The sequence below is a fragment of the Roseibium sp. MMSF_3412 genome, from assembly GCF_030733265.1.
Taxonomy (GTDB): domain Bacteria; phylum Pseudomonadota; class Alphaproteobacteria; order Rhizobiales; family Stappiaceae; genus Roseibium.
This window is the reverse complement of the sequence record NZ_JASHJI010000003.1, coordinates 139,581-158,405: the sequence shown is the minus strand read 5'-3', so window position 1 is coordinate 158,405 and position 18,825 is coordinate 139,581. Positions and strand designations below refer to the sequence as shown.

19 protein-coding genes are annotated in these 18,825 nt (G+C 58.5%); 11 read left to right on the top strand and 8 right to left on the bottom strand.

Annotated elements, in window-relative coordinates:
- Positions 1-38: 38 nt before the first annotated feature.
- Positions 39-548 (top strand): hypothetical protein, encoded by a 510-nt coding sequence (locus tag RBB49_RS06935; protein ID WP_306141986.1) that lies wholly within the window; start codon positions 39-41, stop codon positions 546-548.
- Here RBB49_RS06935 and ggt read toward each other — a convergent pair.
- Positions 542-2,278, bottom strand: a complete 1,737-nt coding sequence (ggt, locus tag RBB49_RS06930; RefSeq protein WP_306141985.1) for a gamma-glutamyltransferase — start codon at positions 2,276-2,278, stop codon at positions 542-544. The genes RBB49_RS06935 and ggt overlap by 7 nt on opposite strands.
- Positions 2,279-2,452: 174 nt before the next feature.
- Between ggt and RBB49_RS06925 the strand changes: the two genes are divergently transcribed.
- A complete protein-coding gene (locus RBB49_RS06925; protein WP_306141984.1) occupies positions 2,453-2,821 on the top strand; it encodes a c-type cytochrome in 369 nt (122 codons plus the stop codon).
- Between the two features lie 41 nt (positions 2,822-2,862).
- Here the strand turns inward: RBB49_RS06925 and RBB49_RS06920 are convergent, their stop codons facing one another.
- Positions 2,863-3,834 (bottom strand): endonuclease/exonuclease/phosphatase family protein, encoded by a 972-nt coding sequence (locus RBB49_RS06920; RefSeq protein ID WP_306141983.1) that lies wholly within the window; start codon positions 3,832-3,834, stop codon positions 2,863-2,865.
- 97 nt (positions 3,835-3,931) lie between these two features.
- Between RBB49_RS06920 and RBB49_RS06915 the strand changes: the two genes are divergently transcribed.
- Positions 3,932-4,330, top strand: a complete 399-nt coding sequence (locus RBB49_RS06915; protein ID WP_306141982.1) for a YchJ family protein — start codon at positions 3,932-3,934, stop codon at positions 4,328-4,330.
- Between the two features lie 40 nt (positions 4,331-4,370).
- Here the strand turns inward: RBB49_RS06915 and RBB49_RS06910 are convergent, their stop codons facing one another.
- Positions 4,371-5,138 (bottom strand): SDR family NAD(P)-dependent oxidoreductase, encoded by a 768-nt coding sequence (locus RBB49_RS06910; RefSeq protein WP_306141981.1) that lies wholly within the window; start codon positions 5,136-5,138, stop codon positions 4,371-4,373.
- Positions 5,139-5,269: 131 nt separating this feature from the next.
- Between RBB49_RS06910 and RBB49_RS06905 the strand changes: the two genes are divergently transcribed.
- Positions 5,270-5,839, top strand: a complete 570-nt coding sequence (locus RBB49_RS06905; RefSeq protein ID WP_306141980.1) for a TetR/AcrR family transcriptional regulator — start codon at positions 5,270-5,272, stop codon at positions 5,837-5,839.
- 162 nt (positions 5,840-6,001) lie between these two features.
- Complete coding sequence (locus RBB49_RS06900) at positions 6,002-6,148, top strand: hypothetical protein (RefSeq protein WP_306141979.1); 147 nt, start codon at positions 6,002-6,004, stop codon at positions 6,146-6,148.
- Positions 6,149-6,242: 94 nt separating this feature from the next.
- Here the strand turns inward: RBB49_RS06900 and RBB49_RS06895 are convergent, their stop codons facing one another.
- Complete coding sequence (locus RBB49_RS06895) at positions 6,243-6,932, bottom strand: hypothetical protein (RefSeq protein WP_306141978.1); 690 nt, start codon at positions 6,930-6,932, stop codon at positions 6,243-6,245.
- Positions 6,933-7,621: 689 nt separating this feature from the next.
- Here RBB49_RS06895 and RBB49_RS06890 point away from each other — a divergent pair.
- Positions 7,622-9,046 (top strand): lipopolysaccharide biosynthesis protein, encoded by a 1,425-nt coding sequence (locus RBB49_RS06890; protein ID WP_306141977.1) that lies wholly within the window; start codon positions 7,622-7,624, stop codon positions 9,044-9,046.
- Positions 9,036-10,166, top strand: coding sequence for a GNAT family N-acetyltransferase (locus RBB49_RS06885; RefSeq protein ID WP_306141976.1), 1,131 nt, complete (start codon positions 9,036-9,038; stop codon positions 10,164-10,166). The genes RBB49_RS06890 and RBB49_RS06885 overlap by 11 nt, the downstream gene beginning before the upstream one ends.
- 8 nt (positions 10,167-10,174) lie before the next feature.
- Here the strand turns inward: RBB49_RS06885 and RBB49_RS06880 are convergent, their stop codons facing one another.
- The 3 genes from RBB49_RS06880 to RBB49_RS06870 all read right to left on the bottom strand — a co-directional run bounded on the left by RBB49_RS06880 (position 10,175) and on the right by RBB49_RS06870 (position 12,948).
- Positions 10,175-11,806, bottom strand: a complete 1,632-nt coding sequence (locus RBB49_RS06880; protein WP_306141975.1) for an AMP-binding protein — start codon at positions 11,804-11,806, stop codon at positions 10,175-10,177.
- A 75-nt stretch (positions 11,807-11,881) separates the two neighbouring features.
- Positions 11,882-12,805: a site-specific tyrosine recombinase XerD gene (gene xerD, locus RBB49_RS06875; protein WP_306141974.1), complete on the bottom strand. Its 924-nt coding sequence runs from the start codon at positions 12,803-12,805 to the stop codon at positions 11,882-11,884.
- On the bottom strand, positions 12,805-12,948 hold the full coding sequence (locus tag RBB49_RS06870; RefSeq protein ID WP_306141973.1) for a hypothetical protein: 144 nt from the start codon (positions 12,946-12,948) through the stop codon (positions 12,805-12,807). The genes xerD and RBB49_RS06870 overlap by 1 nt, the downstream gene beginning before the upstream one ends.
- 146 nt (positions 12,949-13,094) lie before the next feature.
- Here RBB49_RS06870 and RBB49_RS06865 point away from each other — a divergent pair, with 146 nt between their 5' ends.
- From RBB49_RS06865 to RBB49_RS06855, 3 genes are read left to right on the top strand one after another with little or no spacing between them, the layout of a single operon-like run.
- Positions 13,095-13,724, top strand: a complete 630-nt coding sequence (locus RBB49_RS06865; RefSeq protein WP_306142380.1) for a shikimate kinase — start codon at positions 13,095-13,097, stop codon at positions 13,722-13,724.
- A 19-nt stretch (positions 13,725-13,743) separates the two neighbouring features.
- Positions 13,744-14,886 (top strand): 3-dehydroquinate synthase, encoded by a 1,143-nt coding sequence (aroB, locus tag RBB49_RS06860; RefSeq protein ID WP_306141972.1) that lies wholly within the window; start codon positions 13,744-13,746, stop codon positions 14,884-14,886.
- Positions 14,883-16,211 (top strand): HlyC/CorC family transporter, encoded by a 1,329-nt coding sequence (locus RBB49_RS06855; protein ID WP_306141971.1) that lies wholly within the window; start codon positions 14,883-14,885, stop codon positions 16,209-16,211. The genes aroB and RBB49_RS06855 overlap by 4 nt, the downstream gene beginning before the upstream one ends.
- A gap of 149 nt (positions 16,212-16,360) precedes the next feature.
- Here RBB49_RS06855 and RBB49_RS06850 read toward each other — a convergent pair whose 3' ends face one another.
- Positions 16,361-16,798 carry a hypothetical protein gene (locus RBB49_RS06850; protein WP_306141970.1) on the bottom strand — a complete coding sequence of 146 codons (438 nt, stop codon included), beginning with the start codon at positions 16,796-16,798 and terminating at the stop codon, positions 16,361-16,363.
- A 30-nt stretch (positions 16,799-16,828) separates the two neighbouring features.
- Between RBB49_RS06850 and RBB49_RS06845 the strand changes: the two genes are divergently transcribed.
- Positions 16,829-18,613: a hypothetical protein gene (locus RBB49_RS06845; RefSeq protein ID WP_306141969.1), complete on the top strand. Its 1,785-nt coding sequence runs from the start codon at positions 16,829-16,831 to the stop codon at positions 18,611-18,613.
- Positions 18,614-18,825: the final 212 nt, after the last annotated feature.

Below are 18,825 nucleotides of genomic sequence, written 5' to 3'. Positions count from 1 at the left end.
TTGCGCGCAATCCGGACCCTCAGGAAACGGAAACTGCCATGCACGCACTTCGCCAACCGATCACCGCCGTCGTCATCGTCTTCTGGTTCTTCTTCTGGCTCTTGAACGGGCTCGACAAGTTCTTTGCGCGCCAGGACATCGTTTTCCTGCACTGGTGGGGCAACCACCGGGTTGAGAAGTTCACCATGTATTTCGACAGGCTTGCCCTGGATCCGGCTTTCGTGCAGGCGACGCTGATCTTTGCCGGGATCGTCGAGTTCGCGGCAGCCGGGTTTTTCGTCTGGGCCGGTTTGCGCCTGGTCCAGGGCAAACCGGGCGTTGCCTATCGCACCGACCTTGCGATCACCGTGTCGATCGCGGTCTTTCTGGGCTTCACGATCTTTGATGTCATTGTCGGCGACCGTGCAGAGTTGCTGGAGCATTCCACCTATATCGGCGTGCTGCTGGTGTCTTTCCTCGCGGTCGCGGCGGAGAGCTTTTTCCACCATCTGCGGGATCTCGACAGCCAGAGCACGCTGAACAGGCAGTTTCCTCCGAAAACTCAGTAGCCCTGCGTCAGAGCGCCCTTGCGGCGCGGGTCCGAGAAACCGGCAAGGACGCCATCGACGCTCATGATCGACTGGGTCGAACCCATGGCGTTCTTGACCACGACCTTGTGGCCCCTGTCCTCAAGCAGCTTGACCGTGTCCGGCGAGATGCCTTCCTCGATGCGGATCTCGTCGGGGAGCCACTGGTTGTGGATGCGCGGCGCGACCGTGGCCTCGGCAATATTCATCTGGTGATCGACGATATTGAGAATGATCTGCAGCGTGGTCGTGATAATGCGGCTGCCGCCCGGCGAGCCGGTGGCCAGATGAAAAGCGCCATCCTTGAAGACCAGCGTCGGGCTCATTGAGGACAGCGGCCGCTTGCCGGCCTCGACCGCATTGGCCGTGCCGCCGATCAGCCCGTAGGCATTCGGGACACCGGGCTTGGCGGAAAAGTCGTCCAGTTCGTTGTTCAGAAGAACGCCGGTGCCGTCGGCGGTGAGGCCGGAGCCGTATGAGAAATTCAGCGTATAGGTATTTGAAACCGCGTTGCCCTCCTTGTCGACAACCGAGTAATGCGTGGTTTCATTGCTCTCATAAGGGAGCGGGTCTGCCGGCTTGACGTCTTCAGACGGCCGTGCCGCGTCCATCTTGATGGTTTCGGTCAGCTCCGCGGCATAGTCGGGGGATGTCAGTCCGGAAACAGGCACGCTGACATAGTCCGGATCGCCCAGATATTTGGACCGGTCCGCATAGGCAAGGCGCATCGCCTCCGACATTGCGTGGATCGCATCGGCGGAATTCGGGCCGAACTCGTTCATGGGGAAGTTTTCGAGGATGTTCAGGATCTGGACGATGTGAACGCCACCGGACGACGGTGGCGGCATGGAGGCAATCTCGTAGCCGCGATAGGAACCTGTAACCGGTTCACGCCAGACGGGCTGGTAGCCGGCAAGGTCTTCGATGGTCATGCTGCCGCCTGCCGCCTGCACCTTGGCGGCAATTTTTTCAGCCACATCCCCCTTGTAAAACCCATCCGCACCCTTTTCCGATATCAGCTCCAGCGTTCCGGCCAGATCCGCCTGAACCAGCGTTTCGCCGGGCTGGTAGGGAACGCCGCCGGCCTTGAAGAAAATTGCGGCTGTGGCCGGATCGCCGGTCAGCCGTTCGGCCCTTGCCGACAGGGCATCCGACAGGCTCGATGTCACGGTGATGCCCGATCCGGCGAGTTCTATCGCCGGGGCCACAAGCTCCTGCCAGGTCACGTTGCCGCTGCCGTGCCTTGAGAACGCCTCGGCGAAGCCGGCGACTGTTCCGGGAACCCCGATCGCAAGACCCGAAAACCGGGACTTTTGCTTGTCTGGCTCGCCGTCCGGTCCGAGGAACATGTCCTTGAAAGCACCGGCGGGTGCTTTTTCCCGATAGTCCAGGGCGTGGGTTTCGCCGCTGTCGGCCATATGGATCATCATGAAGCCGCCGCCGCCGAGATTGCCCGCGCGCGGCAGGGTGACCGCAAGCGCGAAGCCGGTTGCGATGGCGGCATCAACCGCATTGCCGCCCTTCTTGAGGATCTCGACGCCAACCGACGTCGCGACCGCTTCCTGGCTGGCAACCATGCCGTTTTGCGAGGTGACAGGATGGAAGAGATCCGTTTGCGAATAGATCGGTGCGGTCTGCGCCAATGCGTGGACCGGGGTCAGCGTCAACACTGCCGCCGCAGCACATATCGCGATTTTCAGGTGTCGAGCCATTTCATTCTCCCATGTCATTTCGATGAGACCGTGCCGGAACTGATCGTGCAGTAAAGCACAGAATCACGTTTAAGTTGAGGCGTTTCAGTCTGGATTGATCCACCGCAAGGCGGTTTCCGAGAGGCGCGTCATTCTCACTTGTGTGAGTCGGTGCGCAATTACAAGGAGGCCTTCATGTTCCGTTGTCCGAGCAATCAGAATCCTGCAGTCGTGACAGTGCAGCGGCGGGTCTTGTTTGGTGGCGCGGTCCTGGCGCTGATCCTGCAGATGGCCTCAACGCCTGCACAGGCCGCCGATCCGGCGACCGGCAAGGTGCTGGCGCTGCAATGGTGCGCATCCTGTCATCTGGTTTCCGACGATCAGCCGAGCGCAGCCAGTGTTTCGTTGCCGAGTTTCTATGATATCGCCAAGGACCCTGACTGGACGCAGGCGTCGCTCGCCACCTTCCTGAAAGACCCGCATCCGAAAATGCCGAACATGACACTCGGCAATGTCGAGATTGCGAACCTGGCCAGCTACATCAGTTCGCTCTCGCCGGACTGAAGCTGACAGATCAGAAGCGGCATTCGACCCCTTTGCCGGTGTCAGATGTCGAATTGCGCGCGCATGGCTGCATGATAGGAACCGGCATAGGTCTCGTCATCGGCTTCGAACACTTCGTCCGGCAAGCCGGCGTTGAAAACCCGCACGTCGACAACTCGGTCGGTGATCGGGCCGCTCGCCAGGATGTGGTCGAGCGCCTGGCCTTTCCCGCGATGAATGACCGTTTGCCGGTCAGGCAGCGGCAGCGAGGCGTCCAGTTGAAACAACCTGCGGTGCGTCCAATCAGGAGAGGCGGTGTCATCCGGGTCCGCGCGCAAGAGGCGCAGCGTGCCGGTTTCACCGGTTGCATTGAAGTCGCCCGTCAGGACGATTTGCGCCTTTTCATCCCGATCGAACAGGGCTTCGACCGCCAGGCGCAGTTCCAGCGCCTGTGCGCTCTGTTTCAGGACCGAGAGCAAGTAGCCTTCCGCCCAGGCCGACGTGCTTTTCCAGGTTCGCTCGGCGGTCTTTCCGCCCCGGATCATCGCGGCGATCGGTGCGCGCAAATGAACCACGAACAGGTGCAGCGGCTTCATGCCGCCAATGTCGATTTCGGATTTCAGGATCGGCCGTTCGAACGTGACGTGCTGCGGCGTGTCATACGCGGGGTCCGCCGTTGACGGCTGCCAGAGCGGGGCGTTGGCGCGGAGCTGAAACAGGCTTTCATGGGCCGAAATCGGGTATCGGGACAGGATGACGAGATTGTGCCTGTCGCCCGGTCCTTTCCCGGGCGCGCGTTCGCTGGCCGCGCGGTGAAAGGTTTCGTAAGGCGTGCCGGCGAGCAGCAGGTCGAGTGCAAGAAACTGACGCTGCGATGCTCCCTTGACCTTTTGGGCGTTGACTTCCTGAAGGCACAGGATGTCTGCCTCAAGCTCCAGGAGCCTTGGACGCAGGGCCTCGATCCGCGGCCTTAACCCGGCCGGCTCGAAACGGTCGCTTCCATAGGACTCTATATTGAACGTGGCCAGTTTCATGCCGCCAGACCTTCAGACAATTCAGATGCTTAACGATAGCGGTTTCGTCTGCTAAGTGATAGGCAGGCTGAGAAAGGTCGGCAAACGCGGGGTCTTGATGACAACAGACATGTGTCCATGCGGCAGCGGCAAAAGCCTTTCCGCCTGCTGCGGTCCTTTTCTTTCCGGCAAGGCGAACGCCGGGACAGCGGCGGCACTGATGCGCTCCCGCTATTCGGCCTATGTCCTGTTGAACATTTCCTATCTGAAGGAAACCCTGTGGCCAAAGAACCAGAATGGTTTCGACGAAACGGCAACTGCGCAATGGGCCCGGGACAACCACTGGACAGGCCTGACGGTCCTTGAGGTTCAAAAGGGCCGCGAAACCGATCGGGACGGAACCGTACTGTTCGAGGCGAAGTATCTTGCCGGCGGCAGATTGAATACGCACCGCGAACTCAGCCGGTTCCGGAAGAAGGCTGGCCGCTGGTATTACGTGGAAGCCCTCCCTGAATGAGGGAGTTGCCGGCCTCGGCAACTCCTTCGGCATGCTCGGACTAGTTCCGGCCGGCCATGACCCCGCCATCGACATCCCAAATGGAACCGGTCACCCAGCCGGCTTCGTCCGACAGCAGGAAGTCGACGGCCGAGGCGACATCTTCCGCGGTTCCGATGCGCCCGATGGGGTGAAAGGCATCAAATCCCTGTTTCAGCGTTGCCGAAATCTGGTCTTCCGGAATGAAAGCGCCGTAGATCGGTGTTTCGACAACAGCAGGTGCGACCGCGTTGACGCGAATGCCCCGATCGCCCAGTTCCATCGCAAGGTGTTGCGTAAAGGCGTGCAGGCCAGCCTTTGCCATCGAATAGGCCGATGACGGCGTCGCCTTGATCGCCTGGTGTGCCCACATCGACCCGAGGTTCACCACGGACCCCTTGCCCGATTCAGACATTTTCCGGGTCGCGGCTTGCGTGATCAGGAAGGTTCCACGGTTGAAGGCGTGATAGAGGTCGAAGTCGTCGCCCGTGTGATCCAGAAACGGTTTCGGACTGAAGTAGCCCGCGGCATTGACCAGATAGCCAAGCGGCCGGTCCAGGTTTGAGATCCTGTCGACCAGTTCCGCGACATCTTCCGGACGGGTCACATCCGCCTGCCAGGTATCGACCGTTGCCTGATGGCGTGTTTCCAGCTCGGAACGCGCGGACGAGAGCTTGTCCGGGGTGCGTCCGATTAGAACAAGCGGTATGCCTCGGGCCGCGAGGCGGTGGGCGGTCGCAAGGCCCATGCCGGAGGTGCCGCCCTGAATGATCGCGATGCTTTTTGTCACAGTCAGTCTCCATTTTTCGGTTAAGTCAATTTATCTATCTATCAGTAGGTAGATTCGATGAATGAGATATCGGTGTTGCGCTTTCCCATGTCAAGGCCTATCTATCAGTCGATAGATTAGGAGATCGATCCGTGCGTGCATCCATCGCTGATACAGAAGAAAAGATCCTCGATCTTGCGGAGATACTCATCCGGCAAAACGGTTACAACGGGTTCAGCTTTCGCGACATTGCATCCGGCGTCGGTGTGAAGAGTTCAAGCGTGCACTATTACTTTCCAACCAAGGCCGATCTGGGTGCGAAGGTGGCCAGACGATACACGGATCGTTTTCTGGACCTGCTTGGCGATCCGGTGGAACCGGTGAGGCCGGCCGAGGCGCTGATCTTGCAGTTGCATCGGGCGTTCGAGCGGTCCCTGGGCCAGGATGGACAGATGTGCCTTTGCGGCATTCTTGCAGCGGAATCCTCCGGTCTGCCGGATGCCGTGGTGAGCGAAGCGAAAACGTTCTTTGACCGGACCGGCGCCTGGCTGAAAAAGGGACTGAGACAATCGGATTGGGGCGCAGACATTTCGGAAGACGAGCTGAGCAGACAAAGTCTGGCAATCCTCGCACAGCTCGAGGGCGCAATGCTGATCGCTAAGGTTCAGGGCCGACCGGACCTGTTCGCCGATCTCGCACCGAGACTTGCAGAAAACAGATAGGAACATCCGTTGCCACTGTCGCGAATGTCAATTAATTAAATCGGAAAAAGTAATGCAACTTAAGAGTTTAGCGCAGTTTCTTAAAAATACTTAATTTGAATATCTTCCGATTACGTAACACCTTCTTGGGTAACGACGAACACCTGAGTGGAGGATGTTGAAATGTTGAGATACGCAACCAGGCACATGGATGAACTCAGAAAAGAGATCGAAATACTAATGGACAGGAAGGATCTTGACCCTTGCGAAAAAAGCAAGCGGCTGAACAGGCTGGACCGGTCCTACCAGTTCTGGCGCCAGTTTGCCTGAAGCGATAGTGCGGGCTTAGAAACGGGCTCACGCAAACAAGAAAAAATGCGGCCTCAAAGGGCCGCATTTTCTTTAAGCAAAAGACCTGCAGGTATCAGGCGGCTTTGCGGCGACGGGATGCGTAGCCGAGCAAACCGAGCCCGACCGGAAGCAAGAAACCGGCTGCCGGGATCGGAACTGCGGTAATGTTCACCGTATCGACGAACCCGCCCAGTGTGTTCTGTTTTCCGGTTGCTGCAAAGGAAAGCGTGTAGTCGCCGGCAGTCTCAACCTTGAACAATGCCTTGACCAGTGTCCACGTTCCAACCGCGGTCAGTGGTGATGCGCTCGGTCCGGTAATGGAATCCAGAAGCAAGCCACCAACCGAATACTCGATGCCATTCGAGGATGCATCGTTGTTCCGCGGGCTATACCAGAAAGACAGTTCGTAACTGCCAACTCCGAGCGATACGTCCTGAGACATGGTGGAGTTCGAATTGGCGCGTGGATGGCTATCAAGCTCAATGTAGTGCTGACCAGAATGCGCATCGATGGAACCCAGCGTGCGGTTGGTCTGCACTTCGATGCCGGCGCCATTTGTAGTCTTCCACCCGCTGATCTCGCTGAACACATCCCATGAGGATCCAGTCGTCGCCAGGTTCGACAACTTGTTGCCGTTGACGAGACCAGTGGGGTCCATGGTCGTGACGTCTTCGAAATCACCGTTGATGATCATCGCGCTGGCCGCGCCCGAGACGAGGAGCGCAGCGCTCGCAAATGACGCGAATGCGAGTTCCTTGAGCATTGTCGTTTTCCTTTGCTGACCGCAGCGAACCCGACCATTTCTTGCGGTGGATGTGGCGTTCGATGCAGATTGCCTAACACATATAAATAAATCTTTGAGCCTTATAAGATTTCTCTATTCGCAGTGCAACGAGATCCGGGCAAACCGATAAAATTGTCTTTAAATTTGGTTAATTTTAATCGGGCGGAAGGGTTTGAGCCTCTCAACAAAAAATCCGGCCCCTGCGCTTGGCGGCGATGCAGGGACCGGATCAAGTCGCGGATTGAAGGGGAGGCAACCCTCTGAATCCGCAAAGTAACTGGGCGCACAAAGAACCAGTGCCGATCGTCTGATGTTGTCCTGCCCGGATCGGCGATTCCTTTGTTCGCTATTTGTTCTCATTTTGACGGTTCTGTCAAGCTGGGATCGCACAGACATTTGTGTCTAGTAGCTAACGAATTGAAAACAAATCTGAATCTTGCAATTGCACCACGGATTGGAGTGCGAGCCGGTTCATTTGCCCGCCGTATGGCCAAGTGTGATCAATCCGGATCTGAACCCGGTTGGGCACAGCCGGTTTCCGTCACTCCACAAGGACTGAAATTCATCACACAGCTGTGAATGAAGGTCGGCAAAAGACAAGCGAAAGCCACGGAAAATTAAGGCCCTTGTGGCAAAAATACGGAAAACAAATCTCAGGGGCCCTCTACGTGCGATCGACCGCCAATTTCTGGACGAAGCGTTTTCAGGACGCTGCCTGGATACAGATCCTGGCGAAAGGCGTCGAGCAGATTGCAGCCGGTTCCGGACGCGCTTCTTCCGAGAAAGCGGCTGCGGGACGCATGGCCGTTTCGACTTTCGCCGTTCGAGTGGCGGGCGCGGGGCTTGCCTTCCTCTCCCAGATTGTCCTGGCCCGGCTTCTGGGCGCCTACGACTACGGCATTTATTCGGTCGCCTGGACGTTCGTGATTGTTCTCGGGGTCATGGCCTGCGGCGGGTTCTCGACCTCCGCAAGCCGCTTCATTCCTCAATACCGGCAGACCGGTGACCTCAACGGGTTGCGCGGGTTTCTGTCGGCAAGCCGTCAGGCGGCCTTTCTGATCGGCGTCGGCACGGCCGCGCTGGCGATAACCGGCGTTTTCCTGGCCCGTCCGTTCATTGCGCCGACCTATGTCGAGCCGCTTGTCATCGTGTTTCTGGCGCTGCCGTTCTTTGCCTTCGGACTGGTTCAGGACGGCATCGCACGCAGTCACGACTGGCCATCGCTTGCCATGCTGCCGACATATATCTGGCGCCCGCTTGCAATTCTGTTCCTGCTGGTTGCGGTCAGTGTCGCCGGGATGCCAGCGACCGCCACAACGGCGGCAATTATTGCGGTCGCCGCCACATCTCTCGTTGCCGCCTATCAGTATGTCCATCTGCGCGCACGGTTGCCCAGCAAAGTCCCAAAGGGGCCGGCAAGGACCGACCTGAAAACATGGCTCGCGATCTCGTTGCCGATGCTGATGGTGGAAGGTTTCCTGCAGCTGCTCACCAGCGCAGACGTGATCATGGTGAGCTTCTTTCAGAGTCCGGACGAGGTTGCGGTCTATTTCGCGGCTTCAAAAACGCTCGCGCTTGTTCACTTCGTCTACTTCGCAGTGCGCGCGGCGTCGGCACACCGGTTTTCGAGCTACAAGCACAACGAGGACAGGGACGGGCTTGCCGCCTATACGAGACAGGCGACGCTTTGGACATTCTGGCCTTCGCTGGCCGCAGGGCTCGCCCTATTACTTGTTGCACCTTTGCTGCTTCGCCTCTTCGGCAGCGGCTTCGAAGACGGCTATCCGCTCATCGCCCTTCTGATGATCGGCGTGCTTGCACGTGCCTCGGTCGGTCCGGCTGATGCGCTGTTGTCGATGACGGGCCACCAGAAAACCTGTGCCGGGGTCTATGCGGCAACGTTCGTCGTCAATGTTCTGCTCAACCTGATACTCATTCCGCTGCTGGGGCTGGCAGGTGCCGCGATCGCCACGAGTTGCGCGATCCTGTTCGAGGCGACGGCCCTTGCGATTGCCGCCAGGCGCAAGCTGAACGTCACGACATTCGTGCTGCCGATTATGCTGTCCGGCCGGAGGCCGTCGGATGACCTCTGAAAGCGGTGGGCCGTCCGAAGCGGATGCGCGCCTTCTGGATCCTCTGCAAGATGATCTGCCGCTGGTTGCCTGGCAGGCCTTGAGCGAAGACGCAGCAGACCCGAACCCGTTTTTTGGTCCGTCTTTCCTCCGGCCATACCTCAGCCATATGGGCCGTGGGCGCGTCAGGCTGCTGGTGGTGGCAGACAGCCTTACCGGCCAGTGGCTGATGGCGGCCCCGATCCGGTCGCGCCCGGTGGGTCTTCTTGTTCCGGTTCCCACAACCTTCACAACAGATTACGGCCCGGTCGGCACACCGCTGCTGCACCCGGATGCCGGTGCCATTCACGTGCAGCGGTTTTTTCAGGCCGCCGCAGGAAAATCTGGAATTCTTGCACTCCCTCATCTGCCGCTTGCCTCAAGGGCCGCCGGGTTTCTGATGGATCTCGAGGAAGCCGATGTTGCCGTTGTCGAACGATCGTACAGGGCGTCTCATGATTGCGGCGCAAAAGGGCAATCCCAGTTCGACGACGCGTTCAAGGGGAAGCGGCGAAAGGAAATGAAACGCCTCCTACGGCGTCTCGAAGACGAGGGGCCGGTCAGTCTCGAAACGATCGAAGGGGATCGTCTGCAAGCCCATTTCGAGCAGTTTCTCGCCCTTGAAGCGTCGGGATGGAAGGGGCGCGAGAACACGGCGCTTGCCAGCAAATCGCAGACGGCGGACTTTTCGCGGGAAACAGTCGCCGCGATGGGCAGCGCCGGGCATGTGCGGATCGATGAATTGCGGGTGGGCGAAAAGCTCATCGCCTCGCTGGTTTCATTCGTGGATGGCGGACACGTCTTTGCCTGGAAAATTGCCTTTGACGAGACTTACGCACGGTATTCGCCGGGTGCTCAGCTCGTCCTTTTCACGTTCCAGCAAAACCTGGCCATGCAAGGGTTCAAACTGGCGGACTCGCTTGCAATCCCCGGACATTCCATGATCGAACCGCTGTGGCGCGGCCGTCGGGAGACCGGTTTGCTGCTGCTGTCGTCCGGCTCCACGGCCACGTTCAAGAACAGGATCTGTTCCGCGGATTTCGCACTGGAACAGACGCTGCGGCGCCTGGCCCGCGATATCCGAAAGAAAGTGAGGTCCTGACCAGTTGGTCAGGACGCTTCCGCGCGCGCCATTTCGCGAAGTTTGCGCCGGATGACCTTTCCCGTCGTCGTCATGGGCAGTGAGCTGACGAATTCGATCTCGCGCGGATACTCATGGGCGGACAGGTGTTCGCGGACAAAGTCCTTGATGTCCGCTGCGAGGTTTTCGTTGTCCTGTTCATCCGGCTTCAGGACGACAAAAGCCTTGACGATCTCGGTGCGCAGCGGATCGGGTTTGCCGACGGCGGCCGCCAACGCGACGGCCGGATGTCTGATCAGGCAATCCTCGATCTCACCCGGGCCGATGCGGTAGCTGGCCGATGTGATGATGTCGTCGTCGCGTCCGACGAAATGGAAAAAGCCGTCCTCATCCATGACCCCCTGATCACCGGTCACCATCCAGTCGCCGATGAACTTGTCGCGCGTTGCATCCGGATTGTTCCAATATTCAAGAAACATCACCGGGTCGGGTCTCCTGATGGCGATCTGGCCAAGGGATTCTGCCGGCAGAACGGTGCCGTCGCCGCCTATGATGGCGACCTCATGCCCCGGCGTTGCCTTTCCGATCGCGCCGGCACGAGTCACACCAAGGCTTGCGGCCGACCCCAGAACGGCATTGCATTCGGTCTGGCCGTAAAACTCGTTGACCGGAAATCCGAATTCTTCTGCGAACCAGTCATAGGCCTCGCGCCCGAGCGACTCCCCGGCGGAACCGACGCTCCGCCACCGAAGCGCGAAGCGCGTCGCCGGGGTCTGGACGGACCGCAACATCTTCAGAGCAGTCGGCGGGATGAACGCGTTGCGGATGCGTTGTTGTTCCATAAGGTGAAACGCAAATTCGGGATCAAACTTCCGCGCTGCGTAGGAGACCACGGGAACGCCGAGTTTCAAGGCGGGAAAAAGGGCATTGAGCAATCCGCCGGCCCAGGCCCAGTCGGCAGGCGTCCACAGCATATCGCCCGCCTGACCCAGGAAATTCTGTGAGAGCTCGATCCCCGGCATATGACCGAGCAGCACCCGATGGCCGTGGAGGACGCCCTTGGGCTGGCCGGTCGTGCCGGATGTATAGATCATCAGTGCCGGATCGTCCGGTCTCGTGGCGAGGGTTTCGAAGCTGTCGCGCGCCGCGTCGAGGAGAGTTTGAAAGGAGCCTGTGTCCGGGGCTGGCCCATCGACGGAAATGACATGTTCAAGATCCGTCAGGTCGTTACGGATCAAGGAGAGCTTTTCAACACCGCTGCCGTTCGTGACGAGGACCTTTGCCCCTGAATCGGAGAGCCGGTACTTCAAGGCTTCTCGCCCGAACAGAGAAGCAAGAGGGACCGCGACTGCGCCCAGCTTGTAAGCGGCAATATGCGCGATTGCCGTTGCCGGGCCCTGCGGCAGGAGCAGGCCGATGCGGTCGCGCCTTTTGACGCCGAGACCGAGGAGCGCATTGGCAAAGCGGTTTGCCGAGCGGTTCAGCTCCAGGTGTGTCCAGTCTTCCACCTCGCCGGAGTGCCGCACGTGACGAATGGCGAGCCTTTGCGGGTCGCGCGCCGCCCAGGCATCGCTCACCGCATGTGCCATATTGTATGTTTCGGGCAGCGACCACTGGAAGCTTGATTTCAGCGCTTCAAAGTCGCTGGCATGTTGAAGCATTGTCTGCATCCGCTGCAAAATTTTTAGGCAGCGGAGTGTAGGGCGCTCTTTGCTGCGGTGCAATAGGATCTGTGATCAACGCTGTGCCAAAGGATGCGCCTGTTCCACGAGTTCACGCAGCCGTTCGTCGAGAACATGCGTATAAATCTGCGTTGTAGAGATATCGGCATGTCCCAGCAGCTGTTGAACGACACGCAGATCGGCGCCGTTTTGAAGAAGGTGCGATGCAAAAGCATGCCGCAAAACATGCGGTGAAATTTTCGTCACATCGAGTCCGGCCGTTTGGGCAAGCGCTTTCAGTTCACGGGCGAAATGCTGCCTTGTCAGATGGCCGCTGTCGCCATGGGAAGGGAACAGCCACGGACTTTTCTCGTAAGCGCCCTCGGCGGCGCGAAGCCCGACATAATCCTTCATGGCACGCTGGGCGGCCGGGGAAAGCGGGACGAGCCGTTCCTTGCCTCCCTTGCCCCTGATCTCGATCAGCCGCGCATCGCGCATAGCAGCGCTGACAGGCAGCGCGACCAGCTCGGATACGCGCAGGCCCGTGGCATAAAGCACCTCGATCAGGGTGTACATGCGCTGCGCCCGGAGACGGGCGGCGCTGCTGCGCTGCGGTTTTGCCGTTTCCGAACGCGCCGTTTCGATCAGCCTGTCGACATCATCGATTGACAGGACCTTGGGAAGGCTGCCGCGTTTTTTCGGCGCGGACAGCGTCCGGGTCGGATCATCCGCGCGTGTCCCCTCGGCATAAAGAAATTTGAAGAACTGTTTCAATGCCGACAGGCGCCGCGCCTGCGAGGTTTCGGCAAATCCCCGCCGGGTCAGGTCACTCATATAGGCCGAGATGTCATCCGACTGCGCGTCAGCGACTTTGGTTCGGCCCAGAAACCCCGAAAAGTCTTCCAGATCTCTGCGATAGCCCTGCAGCGTGTTTTCAGCAGCTCCCCTTTCGACGGCGAGCATTTCCAGAAAGGTTTCGATGTCGTAGCCCGCAGCCATCAGCGTCCGAAGCCGTCCTTCTTGACCCTGACGGTGATTTCCCGCTCGCGTGGATCCACGAAATTTGCGAGAGAATAAACCGCGCCGTAGCCAAGCGCACCGAGCAGGGCAAGCACGAGCAGCAGGCGGGTAAGGGTCGGCACATCAGTCTCCCGGGGCGAATCGAATAAGCGAATGTTCCAAAAACCAAGCCCTCTGCGCAAGCCGACAAAGAAAATCGCCGACCGTGTTCCACCGCGTGTCTTTTCGATCGAATGTGATACAACGCAGCATGAATGACAAAAACCTGATGACGGACCGGCTTGCGGTGAGCGCAGACGAAAACATCAATTCCATCGACACGGACCGGCTTCTGGCGGCCCTGGGATCGCGATCGATCGTTCTTGTCGGCATTATGGGCTGCGGCAAGTCAACTGTCGGAAAGCGGCTCGCATTGCGTCTGGGTCTTGAATTCGTTGACGCGGATTCCGAAATCGAGCGTGCGGCAAACATGACTGTGTCGGAGATTTTCGCGGAGCATGGCGAGCCGTATTTTCGTAGCGGAGAAGAAAGGGTTATCGCCAGGTTGCTGAGTGAAGGACCTCAGGTTCTTGCGACCGGTGGCGGTGCGTTCATGAGCGAAACAACGCGTTCGCAAATCACGGAACATGGCCTTTCCATATGGCTGAAGGTCGACTTTGAAACCGTGATGGCGCGGGTGAGACGGCGTGCGACACGTCCGCTCCTGCAAACGCCGGATCCGGAAGGAACCATGCGCAATCTCCTTGCGGAGCGCGAACCGGTCTACGCGAAAGCCGCGCTGACCGTTACTTCGAAAGATGTCCCGCATGACACCGTTGTTGACCAGATCATCATCACTATGGCCGATTATCTGTTCCAGGACGGGGACAGCGTGGCCTCGCAGACATCGAACACCTGAAATTTGGACTTAAACCGGAATGGCAGACACGATTGCGGCCACAGCCCCATCCGAGCGGACCACAGTGCACGTCGATCTCGGCGCGCGCAGTTACGACATCCTGATCGGACGTGGCCTGATTGGGGATGCGGGCTATCAAATCGCCTCGATATTGCCGAAGGCGAGGCTGGCGATCATTGCCGATGAAACGGTCGCGAAACTTCACCTCGGATCGCTCTCCGACAGCCTGAGTGCGTCGGGGCTCGGCCACACCGCGTATACCCTCCCTTCGGGAGAAAGCAGCAAGTGCTTTGCCGAATTCGAACGGCTTTGCGACGAAGTGCTTGCGGGCAGGTTCGAGCGCGGTGATGCGATCGTGGCGCTGGGTGGTGGCGTTGCCGGAGATCTGGCGGGATTTGTCGCGTCCGCGACCCGCCGCGGCATGGCGTTTGTTCAGGTGCCGACGACCCTTCTTGCCCAGGTCGACAGTTCGGTCGGCGGCAAGACCGGGATCAATTCCCGCCATGGCAAGAACCTGATCGGAGCGTTTTATCAGCCATCGCTGGTTTTGGCCGACACGGCAGTGCTGGATACCCTGCCGCCGCGCGATTTCCGGGCCGGGTATGCGGAGGTCGCAAAATACGGACTGCTTGGCGATGCGGAGTTCTTCGCCTGGTTGGAAACCAACTGGAAGGGCGTGTTCGAAGGCGGTCCGGAACGGGAGGAGGCGGTCGCCCGCTCCTGCCAGGCCAAGGCCGACATCGTGGCCGCGGACGAATTTGAAGCCGGTAAACGCGCACTGCTCAACCTGGGGCACACGTTCGGCCACGCGCTGGAATCTGCCGTCGCATACGAAACCGAACGCCTGGTCCACGGCGAGGGCGTTTCGATTGGCATGATGCTGGCGCACGAATTTTCTGCGCGGCTGGGTCTTGTCGGTGAAGACACGGTCCTGCGGGTTCGTGCGCATCTTGACGATGTCGGATTGCCGGTCCGGATCCAGGACATCCCGGGTCAGCTTCCGGGTGTGGACACGTTCATGGACATCATCGCCCAGGACAAGAAGGTGAGCCGTGGTGCGCTGACCTTCATTCTGACGCGCGGCATCGGAGAAGCATTCGTCGAAAAGGGTGTCGATCCCGGTGTTGTCACTGAATTTCTCAGGGAGAAACTCGATCAATGACGGAAACAGCTCTTTGGCTCGCGATCGGAGCGGTATTCGTGCTCCTGTTCCTGTCCGGGTTCTTTTCCGGCTCTGAAACAGCACTGACCGCTGCATCCAGGGCGCGCGTGCACCAGCTTGAGAAAACCGGCGACTGGCGCGCGCGCGTCGCCAGCCGGCTGATCGCGTCCCGGGAGCGCCTTATCGGCGCGCTCCTCCTGGGAAACAATCTGGTCAACATCCTGGCGTCCGCGCTCGCAACCAGCGTGTTCCTGACATTGTTCGGGGAGGCCGGTGTCGCGATTGCAACCCTGGTCATGACGGCGCTCGTTCTGATTTTTGCGGAAGTCCTGCCGAAAACCTGGGCAATTTCCAATCCGGAACGTTTCGCCCTCACGGTATCGCCGATCGTGCGTGTCGTGGTGGCCGTGTTCGGCCCTGTCGTCGCCGGGGTGGAGTGGATCGTGCGTCACATCCTGCGTTTTCTCGGTGTGCAGGTCGGCGCGGATGCCTTCCTCCTGTCCGCTCATGACGAGTTGCGCGGCGCTGTCGACCTTCAGCATATCGAGGGGGGACTTGAAAAAGGTGAGCGCGACCGCCTTGGCGGCCTGCTCGACCTTGCCGATCTCGAGGTCTCCGATGTCATGGTGCACCGGACCAACATGCTGGCGCTGAATGCGGACGAGGACCCGGTGAAGCTGGTCGATGCCGCGCTGGCCGCGCCCTATACGCGTTTGCCGCTCTGGCGCGGCGAAAGCGACAATTTCGTCGGTGTTCTGCATGCAAAGGATCTGCTGCGCGCCCTGCACCGCGCGGACGGCGACACGACCAAGATCGATATTCTGGACATCGCAGCGCCGGCCTGGTTCGTGCCTGACACGACCAGCCTTCAGGACCAGCTCAACGCGTTCCTGCGGCACAAGTCCCATTTCTCGCTGGTTGTTGACGAATACGGCGAGGTGATGGGGCTGGTGACGCTAGAGGATATTCTTGAGGAGATTGTCGGCGAGATCGCGGATGAACATGACCTGGACCTTGAGGGGCTGCGCCCGCAGGCCGACGGCTCGGTCATCGTCGACGGCTCCGTGCCGATCCGGGACCTCAACCGTGCCGCCGACTGGAGCCTGCCGGATGACGAAGCGACAACAATCGCCGGGCTCGTCATTCACGAGGCCAGAATGATCCCGGAAGAGCGCCAGATTTTCACCTTCCACGGCTTCCGCTTTACCGTTCTGAGGCGGGAAAAGAACCGGATCACGCGTCTGCGCATCATGCCGCTGACGCAGGCGTCTCGGGGGATCGCAGCGGCCGAACCGCAACGCCCCGCGACGGTGCCGGTTCAGTAAGGACCGGCGTTGGCTTAGGCGCGCCCGGCGGGCAGGGAACCGTCTCCGCTCCGCCGGATTGCGTTTGTAACGAGCCGGCCGAAACTGGTCGGGCGGGGTACTTCCGGCTCTGATCATTCATTTGTACGAACTAATCATTGGTTGTAGGGTTACGTAACGCAAGGCCTTTTCAGACTTGCGCCGTTTGACTGGTTGGCTTTCGGGGTCAGAAGCCGGGCTGGAGGCGTCCTATGGCAGTTTTTCTTCTTTCTTCCGCGATTTCCTTCGTAATTTTCAATTTGCTCATGTCGGTGAAGGCCACTTCCACTGGCGACCGCTTTACAATTGCTGTCGGTGGTTTCGTTGCGAGAATCCCGAAATTCTTCAGTTTTGTCTTTGCGATCATCGTTGTTGCCTTCTTCTGTGTCCTTTTTGCCTATCTCTCGTTTGTCTGGATCATCAAGCCCAGTCATGGTCTCTATAGCGTCTATGCGCTCTTCACGTCGCGGCTGACGACATCGACGCTTCTGGGCTTTGTTTTCGGCGGACTGTTCGCGATCTGGCTCCGGCGGATCTACAAGAAAAAACCGGCCGGCGAAGAATCGCACTTTTCCATTCCGGAAAAGTTCGAGGCCGTGTTGCTGTTCGTTCTGTTCATTCTCGGGACGACATCCTACACCGTGTCGGATCTGCTGAGCGGGCTTCAGGTGGATTCACCCATCGTCAAGTTCCAGCTTCAGTCCGCTCAGAATGTTGGCGGTAGCTCCGACAGGAACCCCCAGGCGCAGGGAGCAATCGACTTTCCAAAGGAAGCTGCTGAAAATTCGGACCGGGGCCTGCAGCCTGCGCCGATGCTGCGTTTCATGTCGTGGCAAGTGGATCGGGACAGGACCTACCTTGAACACCACACAAAGAATTTCAGAGCCAAGTACAAAGACACGTGTTTGCCTGAGCCAACAGACGAAGACTATTGCGAAGTGGCGTCTGACAAATACGGATTGATCACCCAAAACCTTCTTGACCTGGGAAAGGTTGCCCGGAGTGTGGAATACATTTTTTTAGAGTATATCGGTTGTCTTTCTGCTTCCAAAGCCATCCTGGAGGACGAGCATTATTTTGACCGGGCGTTTTCGGAGATCATCCCGAGTATCCGGGAATTTTACTGGTCTTCTGCCAAGCAAACGAGTCTGGAGGAAGCCTCGGATGGAACCGGGATATCGAGCAATCGCAACAGCAGTCGCGCTCTGGAAGTGGCTCTTGCCAAGGCGATAGAGCCGGTTGCCAGTCATGTCATCAACGTGGCTGACAACATCGGCAAAAGAAAAGAGTTGCTTGAGGGTGATCAACTGAAACGATACGACGACAGCGTCGTCCAGGCGTTGGAGCAAGCTAAGAGCTGCAAATCGGTCGTGGAGCGGATGGTGAAACTCCCGGCAACAGAGAATGAGCCGGAAAAGCAAAGATACGACCTGAGAGGCTCCACCGAGCAGGTGTCCATCAACCGTCCGTACCTCGCGATCGCTTATGCTTTGGCACTTGCCCATGTAAACGATTTCGAGACCGGAATCACAACGCTGGACCGCTGGATACGCGTGGAGCTGGGTGACGAGGCAGCGCTTTCCGATTTTGATGTTGATGACATCCGTTTCTGGTACTTGCTCCGCGTCAGGAGCATTCAGATTGCGCTCTACAAGGAGTGGCGGTTGCGTTCGCGCTATCGCACGTTGCAAAGGCCAATTCGACGCGAGGCCTTCAACCAGCTCATAGTTCTTCTTGATATCACCCGGAAACAAATGCGAGAGATCCCGGCCGTTGAGGGACGCGCACGGTACTTTCCGAAACCGCAATATGATGGCGTACCCGGACGTACGCTGGAAGCTGTCGGCTTTCTACGGCAACCGCCTTTTCGAGGGTGCGGCGCAATCCAGAATAGTGCTGAAAGCGAACTCGAAGGAGCGGATGGCAGGCTTATAAGCGTTTACTATCATGTTCTTTATGTCTCCGGGCTTTATGGCACGGAGCATGAAAAATACGACTCGACCCGGTCGGCGATTGTCAATGAAACGCTAACCGAAATAGCCAACACGGATTTTTCCTGCATGTCGCTGCCGGAACGGGAATCGCAGATTTTCCGTGCGGAGGTTTTCCGTGCCTATGCTCTGGCACGAATACAGGAAATCAAGCTGCGGAGGAATTTCGACGAAGCCTACGCGGAGTGGCTGAAAACCAAACTTGAAATTGCGCTCCAGGCTTTCAAGGTGTCGCGGAACATCATCCACGACCAGGCGGAAGATGACGAGAAACTACGATTGTCGTCGAATGAATTGAAAGTTCGCCTGAGAGTGTCGCATTCCGAATGGTTGCTAAAGGATCTCAACGAATGGATCGATCGCGTCGAACTGTTGCGGCAGCAGAATCAGTAGGTTGGAGCGGGTTCAAACCCGGAAAAAACAAAGGCCCGCATTAAGCGGGCCGATTGTTGCACTCATTGTCCTTGAATTCACGGAATCAGGAATGGTGCCTCAGCGAGAACCGCAGTTGCCAAACCCAACTGGATCATCAGCGATGTGATCAGAATTTTCACTTTTCTGCGCTCCTTTCCGGCGTTGTCAGTACCGCCTTATAGCATATCAAC